The sequence below is a fragment of the Streptomyces sp. NPDC048523 genome (assembly GCF_043199815.1).
Classification (GTDB): domain Bacteria; phylum Actinomycetota; class Actinomycetes; order Streptomycetales; family Streptomycetaceae; genus Streptomyces.
The window spans coordinates 657900-676187 of sequence record NZ_JBICWQ010000005.1 but is presented as its reverse complement, the minus strand read 5'-3'; the positions used below and the strand labels follow the sequence as shown (position 1 = coordinate 676187).

The window sequence follows — 18288 nt, the reverse complement described above, 5'->3', positions numbered from 1 at the left end:
GGCCCGCGGCCGCCGTCCGCACCCGCCGCCCGCCACGCCTCGACGATCGGCTCGCCGCGAGGCGACCCCGCTCGGCCGCCGGCTCCGGCCGCTCAGCTGTCCGTCGCCGAAGCGGACCCCGTCGCTGACGTGGACGCCTGCTTGCAGCCCGGCTGATCGGCCAGGGCCTGCTTGGTGTCGCCCGACTCCAGGTCCTTCAGCGCGGCGAGCGCGGTCTGACGCTGTGTCTCGACCTTCTGCATCTCGGCGGAGACGTCCTTGAGACCGGTCGCGAACTTCGCCTGGTCCTTGGTGTTGAGCCCGTCCACCTGCGTCTTCATGTCGGCGTAGGACGCCGAGAGCGTCGTGAGCTGCTTGACGGCCTCCTGGAGCTTCTTCGCGCCGTCCTCGGCACCGGGAGGCGCCCCGGCGTTGCGGATGACCGTGGCGCGCGCCTTGTAGCCGTCGGACAGGTCCTGGAAGGCCTGGGAGTCGGCCTTCTGGAGCTCCGCCGGGGTGCTCTCGGTGTCCTCGGCCGCCTTGGTGATCGCGTCGTAGGCCGCCGTGATCTTCTTGTTTTGGGCCGGCACCAGGTCGCAGACCTTCTTGGCCCAGGCGTCGAGTTCCTTGTTGTCCTCGCTGCCGCCACCGCATCCCGTCAGCGCCAGTACCAGTACCGCACTGCCGGACAGTGCGGCCGCGAGCTTCTTTTTCACCGGATCGGTCCCTTCCGTGGCCTCTCAGCCCCCGGACCTTACACAGCACACGCATGACATCTGCGTCCTGAATGTCACTAATAGACACCTTTCATCAGCATTCGCCCCAGGAGAGAGAAGCCTCACGGCCGAGCGGCGCGCACGCACAGGGCGGGCGTGCGGCGCATGAACGCGCGCCGCCCGCCCGCCCCTTGAGCTGGGACTCGTCGGTGGGCCTACGAAACCACCGCGGGATCCGCCGACTTGGCCGCCTTCTTCTCGTTGCCTTCGTCACCCACGGCGATCCCGCGCCGCTTGGAGACGTAGACCGCGCCGGCGATCACGAGGAACGCGAGGACGGCGATGAAGATCCGCACGCCGATGCTCTTGTCCTCGCCGTAGCTGAACTTGATCACCGCCGGAGCGATCAGCAGCGCCACCAGGTTCATCACCTTCAGCAGCGGGTTGATCGCGGGGCCCGCGGTGTCCTTGAAGGGGTCGCCGACGGTGTCACCGATCACGGTCGCGGCATGGGCCTCGCTGCCCTTGCCGCCGTGGTGACCGTCCTCGACGAGCTTCTTGGCGTTGTCCCAGGCACCACCGGAGTTGGCCAGGAAGACCGCCATCAGGGTGCCCGCGCCGATCGCGCCCGCGAGGAACGCGCCGAGCGCGCCGACCCCGAGGGTGAACCCGATGAAGATCGGCGCCAGCACGGCGAGCAGACCGGGCGTGGTGAGTTCGCGCAGGGCGTCCTTGGTGCAGATGTCGACGACCTTGCCGTATTCCGGCTCCTCGCTGTAGTCCATGATCCCGGGATGGTCGCGGAACTGCCGCCGTACCTCGTACACCACGGCACCCGCCGACCGCGACACCGCGTTGATCGCCAGCCCCGAGAAGAGGAAGACGACCGCGGCGCCGGCGATCAGGCCGACGAGGTTGTTGGGCTGCGAGATGTCCATCATCAGGCTCATCGGCGCGCCGTCCCCGCTGAGCTTCTCGCCGACGTCCTGCGCGCCGGTCGTGATGGCGTCACGGTACGACCCGAAGAGCGCCGATGCCGCGAGGACCGCGGTGGCGATGGCGATGCCCTTGGTGATGGCCTTGGTGGTGTTGCCGACGGCGTCCAGGTTGGTGAGCACCTGCGCGCCCGCGCCCTCGACGTCGCCGGACATCTCGGCGATGCCCTGCGCGTTGTCGGAGACCGGCCCGAAGGTGTCCATGGCGACGATCACACCGACGGTGGTGAGCAGGCCGGTGCCGGCCAGCGCCACCGCGAACAGCGCCAGCATGATCGAGGTGCCGCCGAGCAGGAACGCCCCGTAGACGCCGAGGCCGATCAGCAGGGCGGTGTAGACGGCCGACTCGAGACCGATCGAGATACCGGCGAGGACGACGGTGGCGGGCCCCGTGAGAGAGCTCTTGCCGATGTCCTGGACCGGGCGGCGGTTGGTCTCGGTGAAGTAGCCGGTCAGCTGCTGGATGACGGCGGCGAGCAGGATGCCGATCGCCACGGCGACGAGCGCGAGGATCCGCGGATCGCCGTCCCTGCCGCTGATCGCCGTGTCGGTGACGCCGTCGAGGTCGGCGTACTTCCCCGGCAGGTAGACGAAGACGGCGATCGCCACCAGCACGAGCGAGATCACCGCGGAGATGAAGAACCCGCGGTTGATCGCGGACATGCCGCTGCGGTCGGCGCGGCGCGGGGCGACCGCGAAGATGCCGATCATCGCGGTGATCACGCCGATCGCCGGGACGAGCAGCGGGAAGGCGAGTCCGAAGTCGCCGAAGGCCGCCTTGCCGAGGATCAGCGCGGCGACCAGGGTCACGGCGTACGACTCGAAGAGGTCGGCCGCCATGCCCGCGCAGTCGCCCACGTTGTCGCCCACGTTGTCGGCGATGGTCGCGGCGTTGCGCGGGTCGTCCTCCGGGATGCCCTGCTCGACCTTGCCGACCAGGTCGGCGCCGACGTCGGCGGCCTTGGTGAAGATGCCGCCGCCGACCCTCATGAACATCGCGATGAGCGCCGCGCCGAGACCGAATCCCTCCAGGACCTTCGGCGCGTCGGCCGCGTACACCAGCACCACACAGGAGGCGCCCAGCAGACCGAGCCCCACTGTGAACATGCCGACCACGCCGCCCGTACGGAAAGCGATCTTCATGGCTTTGTGCGAGACGGCGGTGAGATCCTTTTCCGGCTCGCCTGCCGCCGGAGTGGCTTCTCGCGCCGCCGCGGCCACACGCACATTGCTGCGCACGGCGAGCCACATGCCGATATAGCCGGTGGCCGCCGAGAAGCCGGCGCCGATCAAGAAGAACAGGGATCGGCCTGCGCGCTGATTCCAGTCGTCCGCGGGCAGCAGCATGAGCAGGAAGAACACGACGACGGCGAATACGCCGAGCGTGCGCAGCTGGCGTGCCAGATAGGCGTTCGCGCCTTCCTGGATGGCCTTCGCGATCTTTTTCATGCTGTCGGTGCCCTCGCCGGCCGCGAGCACCTGGCGTACCAGGACGCCTGCCACCGCGAGCGCCGCCAGGGCGACGACCGCGATGACCGCGATCAGCACCCGGTTGTCGTCGGTGAGCACCGCAGCCGCGAAGGTTGTGGGCTGGTCCAACTGATCAGGGGTAGAAAGCCCCGCCATTCGTCCTCCTTGACGCTTGGGCTGAGCTCAAGATGTGGACGGATTGTAGGTACCCCGTCCTGATCAAAACAGGGCGCGGTAAACGGAATTCGCCTTTACAGAACCTGAAAGCAGTAATGCCCCGAAGGCATTCATGGCCGATATCTTGATCGTGAATCAATTCACGAAAGGCATCGCACCAGACCACTGTAGGCACAGAAAGCCCGAGCCGACATGCGGAAGGGCCCCACCGGTGTGGTGGGGCCCTTCCGCATGTCGAACAGAAATCTGATTCGAACGGGGAGAAAGTCAGGGAAGCGCTACGGCCGGCGGCATGGTCGGCCAGGTCATACGGATCTGTCCGCCGTGCTCCCCTGCGGTGACCTCGACGTCGTCGACGAGGCCGCTGATGACCGCGAGGCCCATCTCGTCCTCCTCGGTCTCCACGTCGGGCTCCTCGCCCGGCGCACCCGGCGCCCGGTCGCCCGGGGCCGAATGGGGTGCCTCGTCGCCGACCTCGATGGAGAACTGCTTCTCCTCGTCGATCAGCAGCACCTGGACCGGCGCGGTGATGCCGCCGTTCTGGTGCAGTCCGACGGCACGGGTGCAGGCCTCGCCGACGGCGAGCCTGACCTCGTCGAGGACGGCCTCGTCCACTCCGGCCCTGCGCGCCACCGCTGCCGCCACCAGTCGGGCGGTCCTGACGTGCTCGGGCAGCGCGCTGAAACGGAGTTCAACGGTGGCCATGCGTCCCCCTCGGAACTACGGGCGTGCTGTCGGGGGACCGGGCCGCCGAAAGCCCGGACCCCCTTCTTTTGCTTCTGTCGGCGTCCTTCTGCCGATCCGGGCACGGGCCCGGGAACGGATCAGTCGGTCGCCGCCACCGCTTCCTCGACCGAGGTGTGGATCGGGAACACCTTGGTGAGGCCGGTGATACGGAAGATCTTGAGAATGCGCTCCTGGTTGCAGACCAGGCGCAGCGAGCCCTCATGGGCACGCACCCGCTTCAGTCCGCCGACCAGTACGCCGAGCCCGGTGGAGTCGAGGAAGTCCACGCCCTCCATGTCGACGACAAGGTGGAAACTGCCGTCATTCACCAGCTCGACCAGCTGCTCGCGCAGCTTGGGCGCGGTATATACGTCGATTTCGCCACCGACCCTGACGATCGTGCGATCGCCGATGGTTTCGGTCGACAGAGACAGGTCCACGGATCCTCCAGCACCTTGCTATCGAGCGGTCGCCCCTCGGGACACCTCGGCTTGAAGCCCCCGGACGGTTCGCCAGCCGCGATGGCATTCAATCACTTACCGGCAGGCGTGCACGACGCCTTGGTCCCATTGTCCGTCACGCCAGTGACACACTCGGTGCCGATGGCCAAGAATCTCCGATCCGATCGACCCTCGGCGGACACCGGTTCCCGCCCCACGCCGAGCACGGTCCTGGACCGGCTCGCCGCCGGGCCGAGCCGGGGTGCGCGCATCACTCATACGGAGCACTTGCCCCCACGTGCGGGTCGCCATGCCGTCTGGCCCGACCGGATCCGCTCGGAGGTCATCGCGGTCGTCCAGGCCTGCGGCATCGAGCACCCCTGGGCCCACCAGGCACGCGCGGCAGAACACGCCCTGGACGGCGAGTCGGTCGTCGTCGCCACCGGCACCGCCTCCGGCAAGTCCCTGGCGTACCTCGTGCCGGTCCTCTCCACGCTCCTGGACGGCTCCGAGGCCCCGAACGGCCGCGGCGCCACCACGCTCTACCTGTCCCCCACGAAGGCCCTGGCGGCGGACCAGTGCCGTTCGGTGAAGGAACTTTCACAACCGCTGGCCAATTCCGTACGCCCCGCGGTCTACGACGGCGACACGCCGTTCGAGGAACGCGAGTGGATCCGCCAGTACGCCAACTACGTGCTGACCAACCCCGACATGCTGCACCGCGGGATACTCCCGTCCCACTCCCGCTGGTCCTCCTTCCTGAAAGCGCTCAAGTACGTCGTCATCGACGAGTGCCACACCTACCGGGGCGTGTTCGGCTCCCACGTCGCCCAGGTGCTGCGCCGCCTGCGCCGGCTCTGCGCCCGCTACGGCTCCTCCCCCGTCTTCCTGCTGGCCTCCGCGACGGCCGCCGAGCCGTCGGTCGCCGCCCGCCGCCTCACCGGCCTTCCGGTGGTCGAGGTCGCCGACGACGCCTCACCGCGCGGCGAACTGGTGTTTGCCCTCTGGGAGCCCCCGCTCACCGAGATGCAGGGCGAGAAGGGCGCCCCGGTCCGCCGTACGGCCACGGCGGAGACGGCGGACCTCCTCACCGACCTCGCCGTGCAGGGCGTGCGCTCGGTCGCCTTCGTGCGCTCCCGGCGCGGCGCCGAGCTGATCGCCGTGATCGCCCAGGAGCGGCTGGCCGAGGTCGACCGATCCCTGGCCCGCCGCGTGGCGGCGTACCGCGGCGGCTATCTCCCCGAGGAGCGCCGCGCCCTGGAACAGGCCCTCCACTCGGGAGAGTTGCTGGGCCTGGCCGCCACCACCGCCCTGGAACTCGGCATCGATGTCTCGGGGTTGGACGCCGTACTGATCTCCGGCTACCCCGGCACGCGCGCCTCCCTGTGGCAGCAGGCGGGCCGGGCCGGACGGGCGGGCCAGGGCGCCCTGGCCGTCCTGGTCGCCCGCGACGACCCCCTGGACACCTACCTCGTCCACCACCCGGAGGCCCTGTTCGACCAGCCGGTGGAGTCCACGGTCCTCGACCCCGACAACCCGTACGTCCTCGCCCCCCACTTGTGCGCGGCCGCGGCGGAACTGCCGTTGACGGAGGAGGACATGGAGTTGTTCGGGCCGGAGACCGAGAGCCTGCTGGGGCAGTTGGAGTCCGCGAAGCTGCTGCGCCGCCGTACCAAGGCCTGGCACTGGACCCGCCGGGAGCGGGCCGCCGACCTCACCGACATCCGCGGGGAGGGCGGCCGGCCCATCCAGATCGTCGAGTCGGGCACGGGCCGCCTCCTCGGAACGGTCGACGCGGGCTCCGCCCACACCGCCGTCCACGAGGGCGCGGTCCACCTCCACCAGGGCCGCACCTATCTCGTCCGCTCCCTGGACCTGGAGGACTCGGTCGCCCTGGTCGAGGAGGCGAACCCGTCGTACTCGACGGTGGCCCGTGACACGACGGCCATCTCCGTCCTGGAGACGGACGTCGAAGTCCCCTGGGGCGAGGGCAGGTTGTGCTACGGCTCCGTCGAGGTCACCAACCAGGTGGTGTCCTTCCTCCGCAGACGTCTGATCACCGGCGAAGTGCTCGGCGAGACGAAACTCGACCTCCCTCCTCGTACGCTCCGTACGCGCGCGGTGTGGTGGACGGTCACCGAGGACCAGCTCGACGAGGCCCGGATCAACCCGGAGATCCTCGGCGGCGCCCTGCACGCCGCCGAACACGCCTCCATCGGCCTGCTGCCCCTCTTCGCGACCTGCGACCGCTGGGACATCGGCGGCGTGTCGATCCCGCTGCACCCCGACACGCTGCTCCCCACGGTCTTCGTCTACGACGGCCACCCGGGCGGCGCGGGCTTCGCGGAGCGCGCCTTCCACACCGCCCGCGCCTGGCTCACCGCCACCCGCCAGGCCATCGCCTCCTGCGAGTGCGACGCCGGTTGCCCTTCCTGCATCCAGTCCCCCAAGTGCGGCAACGGCAACGATCCGCTGCACAAGAGGGGTGCGGTGCGGCTCCTCACGGTGCTGTTGCGGGGGGCACCGGAGGAGAGGCCCTCCGGGGAGCAGGAGGGGCACCCTGAAGTCCTGGCACCCGGGCTTCAGGACCGAGGGCCGGACCGAGGGCCGGACCGAGGCTCGGCAATGGCAGAGCCTCCGACGGAACCGGCCCCGCAGGCCCCGCCCGCGCCCTGACCTCCGCCGTGAACGGCCCCCGCCCCGAGGCCGCCGTCACGTCGGAGACCTCACCGACCATCACGCACCGCACGAGCCGCGTCCCCTGCTCCCGCGCCACGTCCTCCGCCCGAGCGCAGGCCACCGCCGGTCCGTCGGCCCAGTGGTCCGCCGCCGCGAGCGCCGCGAGATCCGCCCCACCGGCCGCCCGATGCCGTACGGCGACGGCCTGCCCGAGGGCCAGCACGGCCCCGAACACCACACACAGCACCGCGATGGCACCGACACTCCAGACCGTGGCGGAACCCCGGTCCGAACGGGCCACACCTACCTGAGCACCGGCGAACCGGACGGCCCAGCGACGGCCGCGGGCCAACAGGGCGTTGACGAAGCCGACCGTGGAGAATCGGGCGCGGGCGAGGCCGGCGCCTTGGACGAACGAGGAGGACGCGACGCCCACCTGCGCGAACAAGGCTTTCGCGAACCGCAGGGTGGCGAGCGGGGGGTGGACAGGCCCCACCTTCGCGAACCAGACGCCGGCCACGCCCGCCCACGCGACCCGCACGTCGGCTACGCCCGCCCCAGCGAACCGGGCTTTCGCGGACCGCAGGATGCAGACCCTGGGGTGGGCGGCCGTCGCCTTCGCGAACCAGGCGCCGGCGACGCCCGCCCACGCGACCCGAGAGTCGACTACACCCACCCTTGCGAACCGGGCGTTCGCGGACCGGACGGCGGCGAACCCAGGGTTCGCCCACCGCGCAGCGCCCAAGCCGGCGTTCGCACACCGCGCGGCGCCCGATCCGGCCTTCCCGAACCGCACGGCGTCCGACCCCGCGTTGTCGAACCCCCCGCCGCCGCACCGAGCGCCCGCGGAGGCCCCGGCGGCAGCCTCGCGCTCCGAAGGTCCGCCGCTCATCCCCCTTCCCCCACCGTCGACTCCACCAGGGCCACAGCTTCCTCCCGCACCTCGAAGGGCAGGCCGTGCAGTGCGGGTGGCTTCGCCACGACCACGACACGGACCCGGTCACCCTCCCGCGCCACCGTCACCTCCGCGTCGCGCGGTGCCGTGTCCCGAGCCACCCGGACGACCGCCTCGTCGGGATCCTCGCGGGCCGCCGCGCGGGCGCCCGTCCTGGCCGCGTCCACGCATTGGATCTGGGCGGCCACCACGAGCAGCCCCCACACCAGCGCCATCGCGAACATCACCAGCACGGGCAGCACCATCGCCGACTCCGCCGTCACGAACCCCTCGTCCGCCGCCCGTTCACGCCTTCGCATCGAGCGCCCGTTTCACGATGGCCTGGAGTTCCGCGCTGACGGCGCCGCTCGTGACCACCTTGTAGAGCACCACCGCGAACGCCACCGCCGCGACGATCCCCATCGCGTACTCGGAGGTGACCATTCCCTCGTCCCCGCGCATCGACCGCAGCCGGCACATCGTCCTGCACACCAGGGCACCCATCCGCGCCCGTACCGTCTTGTACATCTCAACCCCCGTAAGGATCAGTCCTGTTGATTACTGTCTGACTGCTCGCCCGACTGTTCGTACGTCTGCTCAGCGACCCTCGGCCGTCATCGCCCACCCCCTCCCAGCACTCCTCCCGCGAGCCCGATCACGATCGGCAGTACGCCCACGGCGATGAACGCGGGCAGGAAACACAGCCCCACCGGCGCCGTGACCAGTACGGCGGCCTTCCGTGCCCGTGCCGTCGCGGCGCGCCCCCAGTCGGCGCGGGCGTCCGCCGCGAGCCCGGCGACCGGCCCGGCCGCGGGCAGTCCGGTCACATCGGCGCGTTCCAGCAGCCGGGCCAGCGCCCCCGCGCCCGGTGTCGAGGCGAGCCTTCGCCATGCCTCGCCCGGTTCGCCGCCGAGCCGTACCTCCGCTGCCCCGCGCGCGAGTCCCTCCCCCACGGGGCCGCCCAGCGCCTCGCCCACGGCCTGGGCCGCGATCACGGGACCGGCGCCCGCCGCGATACAGGCGGCCAGCAGATCGGCGGCGAGCGGTAGCTGCCGGGCCGCCTCGCGCGCGTCGGTCTCCCCGGCACTCACGCCGGCCGGCTGCCTCAGACGCCACCGCCACGCCCCCGCCGCGACGACCAGCCCGACCACGGCACCGGCGACACCGCCGACCAGCACCCACCCGGCACAGCCGACGCCGAGCACGGGCAGCCACCGCCGAGCGAACTCACGCCCCTCGAACCGCGGACCCTCGGCCGTGGTCTCCGCGGCGGCCAGCAGTTCCCCGAGGCGCCGCCGCAGTCTCCGCTCATGCCGCACCGCCGCGGCCCACCGGGCGAGCCAGGCGACCACCAGTGCTGTCCCCAGAACCGCCCCCAGCCTGTGGAAAACTTCCGCGCTCATGCTGCCTCCGCTCCCCGCACGATCCGCGTCGCCCACCACATCCCGACGCCCTCCAGCAGACCGCCGACCAGCAGACAGCCCAGCCCGGTCCCGGTGTGCAGAAGGACGTGCAGGGGATCGGCGCCGAGGGCGGCACCGAGGCTCAGCCCCAGTACCGGCAACCCGGCGAGCATCCACGCCGTGGACCGCGCTCCCGCCAACTGGGCGCGCAGATCGGCCCGTTGGTCACGCTCGGCCCGCAACGCCCCTTCGAGCCGATCGAGCCCGGCAGCGAGCCCCGCGCCCTGGTCCACGGCCACTCGCCAGCACGCGGCAAGCCCCAGCAGTCCCTCGGCGCCAGGTCGCCTGGCCGCCGCCGCGAGCGCCCCCGGCACATCCCCGCCGAACCGGGCCGCCGCCAACAAAGCGGCCTGTGTCTCCCCGAGCCCACCGATCGTCGGCACCCCAGACCTAGCCCCGGACCCAGACCCGGACCCAGCGCCGCCCCCAAGAACTCCCGCCGCCCCCGACCCGGACCCACCCGAGCCGACTCCACCGCTTCCCGCCTCCTCGAAGTCCCGCACACCCCGCACCAGCGCCTCCCCCGGCTGGCGCCCGGCCCGCACCTCCCCGGCGATCACCGCGCACAGCGCGATCACCGCGGCCGCCCGCCGCTCACGCACCCGGCGCTCCTCCCGGCCCAGCCGCACCCGCCGCAGCAACGGCACTCCGGCCGCCCCCGCGAGGACCGGCAGCACCGAGGCCCCCAGCACGGCCAGCACCAGCCCGGCGGCCGCCGCCCACCACTCGAATCCCAGCCGCCCACGAATCCGCCGCAGTTCCTCCTCCAGCCGCCGCCACGGCGGGGGCCCGACTCCCCCCACCCCGCCTCCGGCCAGCAGCATCTGCGCCCGCCGCGCCCCGGAACGCCGACCGCCCCACAGCCACACGGCCATCCCGAGGCATCCCACAGCCACTCCCGCCGACCCCACCGACATCTCCCCCATCCCGATCACCACGTCCTTTCACCGTCCGAATCGTCGGAGCCATCCGAACCGTCCGAGCCCGCTCGTCGCCACACCCGTCGCTGCCATCCGCCCAGGTCATCCGCCCTCCCCTCGCCCCCGCATCGCCTCCCCGAGCAGCCCCCGCAGCCGCTCCCACCCCCGTTCGTACGCGAACGCCTCCGCTCCCCACCGCAGCGCCGGCACCGTCCGCACCAGCCCGGTGGAATCCCGCTCCAGCACCCGCACCTCGGCGATCCGCCGCCGCCCGGCCCGGTCCCGCACGAGATGCAGTACGACCGACAGCGCGGCCGCCAACTGGCTGTGCAACGCCGCCCGGTCGAGCCCGGCTGCCGTACCCAGTGCTTCCAGACGGGCGGGTACGTCGGCCGCCGCGTTGGCGTGCACGGTCCCGCACCCGCCCTCGTGGCCCGTGTTCAGGGCCGCCAGCAAATGCACGACCTCGGGCCCGCGCACCTCACCCACGACCAGCCGGTCGGGCCGCATCCGCAGTGCCTGTCGCACCAGGTCCTCGAGCGTGACGTGCCCGGCGCCCTCCTGGTTGGCGGGTCTCGTCTCCAACCGGACGACGTGCGGATGGTCCGGCCTGAGCTCCGCCGAGTCCTCCGCGAGCACGATCCGCTCACCCGGCCCGACGAGCCCCAGCAGCGCGCTCAACAGGGTGGTTTTCCCGGTGCCTGTCCCGCCGCTGATGAGGAAGGACAGCCGCGCGTCCAGCAACGCCCGCAGCACCCGGTCCCCGCCCGGCGGCACGGTGCCGGCCGCGATCAGTTCGTCCAGCGTGAACGCGCGCGGCCGGACGACTCGCAGTGACAGGCAGGTGCAGCCGACGGCGACCGGAGGCAGCACCGCGTGCAGCCGCGTTCCGTCCGGCAGCCGGGCGTCCACCCAGGGCCGTGCGTCGTCGAGGCGCCGCCCCGCCACCGCGGCGAGCCGCTGCGCGAGTCGTCGTACGGCGGCCGCGTCGGCGAAGGAGACGGCGGTCAGTTCGAGTCCGCCGCCCCGGTCCACCCAGACCCGGTCCGGCGCCGACACGAGCACGTCCGTCACCGACGGGTCGGCGAGCAACGGCTCCAAGGGTCCGCTGCCGACCAGTTCGGACCGCAACCGCTCGGCCGCGCCCAGCACTTCGGCGTCCCCGAGGACCCGTCCCTGCTCCCGCAGCGCCTGTGCCACACGCGCGGGCGTCGGTTCGGCCCCGCTCTCGGCCAGCCACTGCCGTACGCCGTCCAGCAGCCCGGAGGCCGTGTCCGTGCCGGCCGCCGCGGAGGCCGTGGAAACACCCACCGGGGCTGTCCGCGGCCGCCCGACCGTGGCGACCGGCGCCTCACCCGACCGTCGTCGCTCAACGGGACCCGCTGCCAAATCACCCGTCCGCCGCACCTCGGCAGAGCCGACCCCGGCGCCGTCCACCCGTTGGAACCCCGCAAACCCGGAGGACCCCGAGAACCCGGAGAACCTGGAGAACCCGCTCATGCCGACCCCGCCCCCGGCCCCGTCCCCGCCTCGGTCAACGCCCGCTCCCAGAACTCCTTGCAGAACCGCGCCAGTGGCCCCCGTACCGCCGCCCCCGGTGGTGATCCGCTCCCCTGTGACCGCTGGAGTGCCGACTCGACCGGGACCTCGCCCACCAGGGGCAGGCCGAGCAGTCGGGCCACTTCGCGGTCGTCGAGGCCGGGTGCGTACGGGCCGCGTACCGCCACCCGCAGGTCGCGCAGGACCATCCCGACCGCTGAGGCCACGCGGCCGGCCGCGGCGACGGCGCGCAGCTCGGCGGGGACCACGAGGATCCCCAGGTCCAGCTGGGCGAGGGCCTCGGCGACGCCGTCGTCGAGGCGGCGGGGCAGGTCGACGACGACGGTGCCGCCCCTGCGCCGGGCCGCCGCGAGCACCGCCCGGACTGCCTGGGGCGGGACGGCGATCCGGTCGCCGCGGTCCCAGCTCAGGACCCGCAGCGAGTGCAGCCGTGGCAGCGACTCCTCCAGGGCGCCGCCGCCGACCCGCCCTCGCGAGGCGGCGAACGCGGGCCAGCGCAGCCCCTCGGTGCTCTCGCCGCCGAGGAGTACGTCGAGTCCGCCACCCAGTGGATCGGCGTCCACCAGGAGCGTGCGCAGGCCCTCACGCGCGGAGGTGACGGCGAGGGCACACGCGAGCGTGGACGCTCCGGCCCCGCCCCGGCCTCCGATGACGCCGACGGTGAGGGCGGGGCGGCCGACGCCCTCGGTGACGTCGGCGATCCGGTCGACGAGCCACTGCTCGCCGTCGGGCAGCATCAGGACGTGATCGGCGCCGATCTCGACGGCCCGCTTCCATACCCCGGAGTCGTCCTGGTCTCGGCCCACCAGCACCACTCCGCGCCTGCGGGCGGCCCCGCGCACCCGCCGTGCGGCGTCGTCGCCGACCAGGATGAGCGGGGCGGCCTCCCAGCTGCCTCTGGGCTGCGGCACCCCGTGATGGACCTCCGCCGTCGCCCCGGCCGCCGCGCACAGCCGCAGCAGGTCGTCGAGCAGATCCTCGTCCTCCGTGACGATCAACGGCCGGCCCGGCCGCCCTCCGGCGGCGGGCTGTCCCTCGTGTGTGACGGCTGCGGTCACGGTCTCCATCCCCCTTCACCGCGCCACGCGAGGCCCCTCCAAGGGCCCGCACGGCGCCTCTTCCGCAGGGCCCCTTCGGCCCCGCGGTTCCCATACATGTGAAGAACCGGCAACCGGCCTCCATATGAACGGCCGATACGAACCGGCCAAACACACCCGACAAACCAGAACCGGCCATGAAGTCGGCAGGAGCGGGACGTGTGGGAATCACGGTGCAGCGATCCGGGAAATCGTGTGGATCTTGGTCAATAACTGTGGACAACTCCGCGCCTGTGAATATCGCCGTCACCCATACCGGTGAGGTCGTGGCGTCTGCCTACGCCTTCCACAGAGCAGTGCGGTGACTACACGCAGTGACGAATCATGAGCATGCCGAAGGGACGGCCCCAGCCGTCTCGGTGCGGTCGCACAACCGCGCAGGGAAGAGGAAAAACACACCCGGACATGCGACGACCCCCACCGGGGGGGAGAGTGGGGGTCGCCTTCACGGCCGACTCGGGGGGGGAGGAGCCGGACCGCGTTAGCACGGTCGCGAACGATCCGTGACTTCCATGGTGTACCCGAGAGCCCTCTCAGGCAAACCCACGCGCCTCACCTTACGCCGAATGGGCTGCGCCTATGCTCGGGGTCGTGGAAAACCACTCCTTGCCCCGCACAGCTGCCTTCTTTGACCTGGACAAGACGGTCATTGCGAAGTCGAGCACGCTCACGTTCAGCAAGTCGTTCTACCAAGGCGGGCTGATCAACCGCAGGGCCGCCTTGCGGACCGCATATGCCCAGTTCGTCTTCCTCGTCGGCGGTATGGACCACGACCAGATGGAGCGCACCCGCGAGTACCTCTCCGCGCTCGTGCGCGGCTGGAACGTCCAGCACGTCAAGGAGATCGTCGCCGAGACCCTCCACGACCTGATCGACCCGATCATCTACGACGAGGCCGCCTCCCTCATCGAGGAGCACCACACCGCCGGCCGGGACGTCGTCATCGTCTCCACGTCCGGCGCCGAGGTGGTCGAGCCGATCGGCGAACTCCTGGGCGCCGACCGGGTGGTGGCGACCCGCATGGTCGTCGGCGAGGACGGCTGCTTCACCGGCGAGGTGGAGTACTACGCGTACGGCCCGACGAAGGCCGAGGCCGTCAAGGAGCTGGCGGAGTCCGAGGGCTACGACCTGGAGCGCTGCTACGCCTACAGCGACTCGGCGACCGACCTGCCGATGCTCCAGGCCGTGGGTCATCCGCACGCGGTCAACCCGGACCGCGCACTGCGTCGCGAGGCCCTCGCGCGCGGGTGGCCGATTCTCGATTTCCACCGGCCGGTCCGGCTCAAGCAGCGGCTGCCGGGATTCGCCGTACCGCCCCGCCCGGCGCTCGTCGCGGTCGCCGCGATAGGAGCGGCGGCGGCGACGGCGGGCCTCGTCTGGTACGCCAATCGGCGGCGGTCGACAGTCGCCTGAGGCGATTGCGGCCACTTGACGCCTATTTGAGACCAAAAGTAAAGAACGGCGGCCAGGGGTTCCGCTTGCCCGGGTCCAGGAGTACAAAGGGGTTAACGGCCCGCGAGACCAAGGACATCCGAGAGGATCACCTTAAAAACGCATTTGGCCCCACGGACCGAGCATGAACACCGGGCACCCACGCGACGTCGACCCGTCGATTACGGGCCAGCCGCACCAGGGACGGGCAAAGTTCCCGACCTGATGGGCAATATCTCGAGGACGCTTGGTAACACGGTGAACATGCCAGCGGCGGTACGAGTCCTCGTACCGCCGCAACCCTGTTCCAGGGGCTCTACGCCGCTCCCCGCTGGAGCGCCTCGCACACCGCCGTGGACTCGCGCGCACCCAGTTCGATCGCGCTGCCGCAGTGGGTGATCCAGGCGGCCATGCCCTCGGGAGTGCCGGAGACGTAACCGTCGAGCGCCGCCAGATAGGCCGCGCGGCCCAGTTCCGCGTGACCGACCTCCGCGGGGCAGACCGATTTCGGGTCAAGGCCGCTGCCGACCAGGACGATCCGCGCGGCCGCGCGCGCGACCAGGCCGTTGTGGGAGACGAAGGGCCTCAGGGCGAGGAGCTCTCCCTGCACGACGGCGGCCGTGACCAGGGCCGGGGCCGAACCGCCCGCGATGATCAGCTCGGACAGGCCCTCCAGCCGGCCCGAGACCTCGGCCGCACCCGGCAGGGGCAGCTCGATGAGCGGTTCGTCGACGCTCTCGCCGGCCTGGCGGGGACGCCCGATCTCGGCGCGGTCGGATGCCGCGGCGACCAGGTGCAGCCGGGCCAGCACCCGCAGGGGCGACTGCCGCCAGATGGACAGCAGTTGGCCGGCCTCGGCGGTCAGCCTGAGGGCCGCGCCCATGACCCGCGACTCGTCGTCGACGCTGAAGTCCGAGCGTCGGCGCACCTCTTCGAGAGCCCAGTCCGCGCCGGACAGTGCGGCCGAGCCGCGGGCCCCGCGCAGGGCGGCCTCGGAGGTGATCTCGTTGCTGCGGCGCCGCATGACACGGTGTCCGTAGACCCGGTCCACGGACTTGCGCACGGACTCCACGGACTCGGCCACGCCGGGCAGCGAGCCCAGGGCCGCGAGCGGATCGGCGTTCGCGCCTGTCGTACTCATGAGTACGACATTACGCAACCCAGCGGCACACCCCTCGATGGAGTGGTCTTCTTCACGCCCGACTGCCACATAAAGCTACCACTCGACTACTCTTTGTGAACATGAAAATTGCTTTCGTCGGGAAGGGCGGCAGCGGCAAGACGACCCTGTCCTCCCTGTTCATCCGCCATCTCGCGGCCACCGGGGCACCGGTGATCGCCGTCGACGCCGACATCAACCAGCACCTGGGGCCGGCGCTCGGCCTGGACGAGGCGGAGGCGGCCGCGCTGCCCGCCCTGGGCGAGCGGCTGCCGCTGATCAAGGAGTACCTGCGCGGCACCAATCCGCGGATCGCCTCGGCCGCGGAGATGATCAAGACCACCCCGCCCGGCGAGGGCTCGCGGCTGCTGCGGGTGCGCGAGGACAACCCGGTTTACGAAGCCTGCGCCACGCCGGTGGAACTCGAGGGCGACATCGTCCGTTTGATGGTCACCGGCCCCTTCACGGACGCCGACCTGGGGGTCGCCTGCTACCACTCCAAGACGGGGGCGGTGGAGCTCTGCCTGAACCACCTGGTGGACGGGCGGGACGAGTACGTCGTGGTGGACATGACGGCGGGCTCGGACTCCTTCGCCTCCGGCATGTTCACCCGCTTCGACATCACCTTCCTCGTCGCCGAGCCGACCCGGAAGGGGGTCTCCGTCTATCGCCAGTACAAGGAGTACGCCCGCGACTTCGGCGTCGTCCTGAAGGTCGTCGGCAACAAGGTGCAGGGGCGGGACGACCTCGACTTCCTCCGCGCCGAGGTCGGGGACGACCTGTTGGTGACGGTCGGGCACTCCGACTGGGTACGCGCCCTGGAGAAGGGCCGGCCGCCCCGGTTCGCGCTCCTGGAGGATGTCAACCGGCGTGCCCTGCACCAGCTGCGGACGGCCGCCGACGCGACGTACGACCTGCGTGACGGGCAGCGTTACACCCAGCAGATGGTGCACTTCCACTTGAAGAACGCCCGGTCCTGGGGCAACGAGCGCACGGGGGCCGATCTGGCGGCGCAGATCGACCCCTCGTTCGTCCTCGGCGAGAGCGCGGTGAGTGCCGCGAGCGTCTGAAGCAGCCGCGCTGTCCGATGCGGCGGCAACCGCCCGCCGACTACGGGCGCTTGGCCGCCGGTGCCCCCGGTACGCCCTTCGGTGCCGGGGCGGGCCGGCCGGACAGGAAGGCGGCCCAGCCCTGCTTCGGCGCCTCGCCGACCCTCAGAGCGCGCAGCTTCTCCAGGGTCCTCGGGTCCTGTGCGTCCAGCCAGTCGGCGAGCTGCCGGAAGGAGACGCAGCGCACGTCGGGCTTGTTGCACACGTGCTCGATGGTCTCCTTGACGGCGCGCATGTAGGTGCCGCCGTTCCAGGACTCGAAGTGGTTGCCGATGATCAGAGGCGCGCGGTTGCCGTCGTAGGCCCGGTGGAAGCCCTGGAGGAGGCCGTCGCGCATCTGGTCGCCCCAGAACTCGTACTTGGCGGGGTCGCCCTGGGTCCGGGTGCCGGACTGGTTGACCATGAAGTTGTAGTCCATGGTGAGCTGCTCGTAGGAGTGCCCGGGGAAGGGCACGAGCTGCATCGACAGGTCCCACAGACCCTGCTTCTTCGCTGGCCACAGCTGCTCGTTGACCCCGCTGGTGTCGTAGCGGAATCCCAGCTCGCGGGCGGCCTTCATGAAGTTCTTCTGGCCCTCCAGGCAGGGGGTGCGGGCGCCGATGAGCTCCCTGTCGTAGTCGAAGGGCAGCGGGGAGGCCTTCGTCATCCCGGTTTTGGTCTTCCAGGACTTCACGAACCTCTTCGCCTGGGCGATCTCGTCCTTCCACTCCTCGACCGACCACTGGCCGACCCCGCCGCCGCTGCCGCAGAAGTGGCCGTTGAAGTGGGTGCCGATCTCGTTGCCCTCCAGCCACGCGAGGCGCAGCTGCCTGACGGTGTCGGCGATGCCCTGCTCGTCGTTGAAGCCGATGTCGGAGCGGCCCGGGGAGTGCTGCGGCGGCTTGTACTCGTCGCGCTTGTCCTCCGGCAGCATGTACACGCCGCTCAGGAAGTACGTCATCGTGGCGTGGTTCGCCTTGGCGACCGCACGGAAACGGGAGAACAGCTTCTGGCTGTCCTCGCCGGCGCCGTCCCAGGAGAACACCACGAACTGCGGGGGCTTCTGACCGGGCTTGAGGCGCTGGGCTCTCGGCAGGTGCGGCTGCGCTCCGGTGTACGCGGTGGAGCCGTCACCGATCAGACGGAACACCCGCTTGGGCGGGACCTGGAGGGGCTTCGCCTTCTGCGGGCCGGCGGCTCCTCCCTCGGAGACGTCGGAGCCGGTCGCGCAACCGGCGAGCGAGGCGGCGCAGACCGCGGCGACCACGGCTCCCGCGGCAATCCTGTGGGTGGCGGCCATGTTCCGCCCACCTTCTTCCTTCTCTCGGGGCAACGACAGCGCCGCCAAGTTCGCATGGGCCCGAGGAGGGATTAGTACGACAAGCCGATGAAATTGCCACTTCACCCATTCAGGTGGACACTTCACCCATTTGCCCGGAAAGTCTATGCCAGCC

At 71.2% G+C, this 18288-nt stretch carries 15 protein-coding genes and 1 pseudogene; 3 read left to right on the top strand and 13 right to left on the bottom strand.

Annotated features, from left to right (window positions below; all coding sequences use genetic code 11):
* Positions 1-92 precede the first annotated feature (92 nt).
* From ACGFWE_RS28755 to bldG, 4 genes are all read right to left on the bottom strand, one after another.
* The gene (locus tag ACGFWE_RS28755; protein WP_352387833.1) at positions 93-695 is read right to left on the bottom strand and encodes a small secreted protein; all 603 of its coding nucleotides are present in this window, start codon (positions 693-695) and stop codon (positions 93-95) included.
* Between the two features lie 215 nt (positions 696-910).
* Positions 911-3316 (bottom strand): sodium-translocating pyrophosphatase, encoded by a 2406-nt coding sequence (locus ACGFWE_RS28750; protein ID WP_352387831.1) that lies wholly within the window; start codon positions 3314-3316, stop codon positions 911-913.
* A gap of 288 nt (positions 3317-3604) precedes the next feature.
* On the bottom strand, positions 3605-4042 hold the full coding sequence (locus ACGFWE_RS28745; RefSeq protein ID WP_393602689.1) for an ATP-binding protein: 438 nt from the start codon (positions 4040-4042) through the stop codon (positions 3605-3607).
* 119 nt (positions 4043-4161) lie between these two features.
* The gene (gene bldG / locus ACGFWE_RS28740; RefSeq protein WP_024885807.1) at positions 4162-4503 is read right to left on the bottom strand and encodes an anti-sigma factor antagonist BldG; all 342 of its coding nucleotides are present in this window, start codon (positions 4501-4503) and stop codon (positions 4162-4164) included.
* A gap of 81 nt (positions 4504-4584) precedes the next feature.
* Between bldG and ACGFWE_RS28735 the strand changes: the two genes are divergently transcribed.
* A complete protein-coding gene (locus ACGFWE_RS28735; RefSeq protein WP_393602687.1) occupies positions 4585-7179 on the top strand; it encodes a DEAD/DEAH box helicase in 2595 nt (864 codons plus the stop codon).
* Here the strand turns inward: ACGFWE_RS28735 and ACGFWE_RS28730 are convergent.
* From ACGFWE_RS28730 to ssd, 7 genes and pseudogenes are all read right to left on the bottom strand, one after another.
* Positions 7097-7534 (bottom strand): annotated as a pseudogene (locus ACGFWE_RS28730) (Rv3654c family TadE-like protein); the annotation flags it as partial. The gene ACGFWE_RS28735 and the pseudogene ACGFWE_RS28730 sit on opposite strands and share 83 nt — an antisense overlap.
* Before the next feature lie 536 nt (positions 7535-8070).
* Positions 8071-8436, bottom strand: a complete 366-nt coding sequence (locus tag ACGFWE_RS28725) for a TadE family type IV pilus minor pilin (protein ID WP_352387825.1) — start codon at positions 8434-8436, stop codon at positions 8071-8073.
* Positions 8423-8644, bottom strand: a complete 222-nt coding sequence (locus tag ACGFWE_RS28720; RefSeq protein WP_352387823.1) for a DUF4244 domain-containing protein — start codon at positions 8642-8644, stop codon at positions 8423-8425. Before ACGFWE_RS28720 ends, ACGFWE_RS28725 begins: the two co-directional genes overlap by 14 nt.
* Positions 8645-8730: 86 nt before the next feature.
* Positions 8731-9519, bottom strand: a complete 789-nt coding sequence (locus ACGFWE_RS28715; RefSeq protein WP_352387821.1) for a type II secretion system F family protein — start codon at positions 9517-9519, stop codon at positions 8731-8733.
* Positions 9516-10505 carry a type II secretion system F family protein gene (locus ACGFWE_RS28710; RefSeq protein WP_393602806.1) on the bottom strand — a complete coding sequence of 330 codons (990 nt, stop codon included), beginning with the start codon at positions 10503-10505 and terminating at the stop codon, positions 9516-9518. The genes ACGFWE_RS28715 and ACGFWE_RS28710 overlap by 4 nt, the downstream gene beginning before the upstream one ends.
* Before the next feature lie 96 nt (positions 10506-10601).
* Positions 10602-11999: a TadA family conjugal transfer-associated ATPase gene (locus ACGFWE_RS28705; protein WP_393602684.1), complete on the bottom strand. Its 1398-nt coding sequence runs from the start codon at positions 11997-11999 to the stop codon at positions 10602-10604.
* Entirely contained in the window at positions 11996-13126 is a 1131-nt protein-coding gene (gene ssd / locus ACGFWE_RS28700; protein ID WP_352387817.1) for a septum site-determining protein Ssd, read from the bottom strand. Before ssd ends, ACGFWE_RS28705 begins: the two co-directional genes overlap by 4 nt.
* Before the next feature lie 609 nt (positions 13127-13735).
* Between ssd and ACGFWE_RS28695 the strand changes: the two genes are divergently transcribed.
* The gene (locus tag ACGFWE_RS28695) at positions 13736-14569 is read left to right on the top strand and encodes an HAD family hydrolase (protein ID WP_352387815.1); all 834 of its coding nucleotides are present in this window, start codon (positions 13736-13738) and stop codon (positions 14567-14569) included.
* A 334-nt stretch (positions 14570-14903) separates the two neighbouring features.
* Here the strand turns inward: ACGFWE_RS28695 and ACGFWE_RS28690 are convergent, their stop codons facing one another.
* Positions 14904-15728 (bottom strand): oxidoreductase, encoded by an 825-nt coding sequence (locus ACGFWE_RS28690; RefSeq protein WP_393602681.1) that lies wholly within the window; start codon positions 15726-15728, stop codon positions 14904-14906.
* 101 nt (positions 15729-15829) lie between these two features.
* Between ACGFWE_RS28690 and ACGFWE_RS28685 the strand changes: the two genes are divergently transcribed.
* Positions 15830-16816, top strand: coding sequence for an ATP-binding protein (locus tag ACGFWE_RS28685; RefSeq protein ID WP_393602679.1), 987 nt, complete (start codon positions 15830-15832; stop codon positions 16814-16816).
* Between the two features lie 40 nt (positions 16817-16856).
* Here ACGFWE_RS28685 and ACGFWE_RS28680 read toward each other — a convergent pair whose 3' ends face one another.
* Positions 16857-18134 (bottom strand): hypothetical protein, encoded by a 1278-nt coding sequence (locus ACGFWE_RS28680; RefSeq protein WP_393602677.1) that lies wholly within the window; start codon positions 18132-18134, stop codon positions 16857-16859.
* Between the last annotated feature and the right edge of the window lie 154 nt (positions 18135-18288).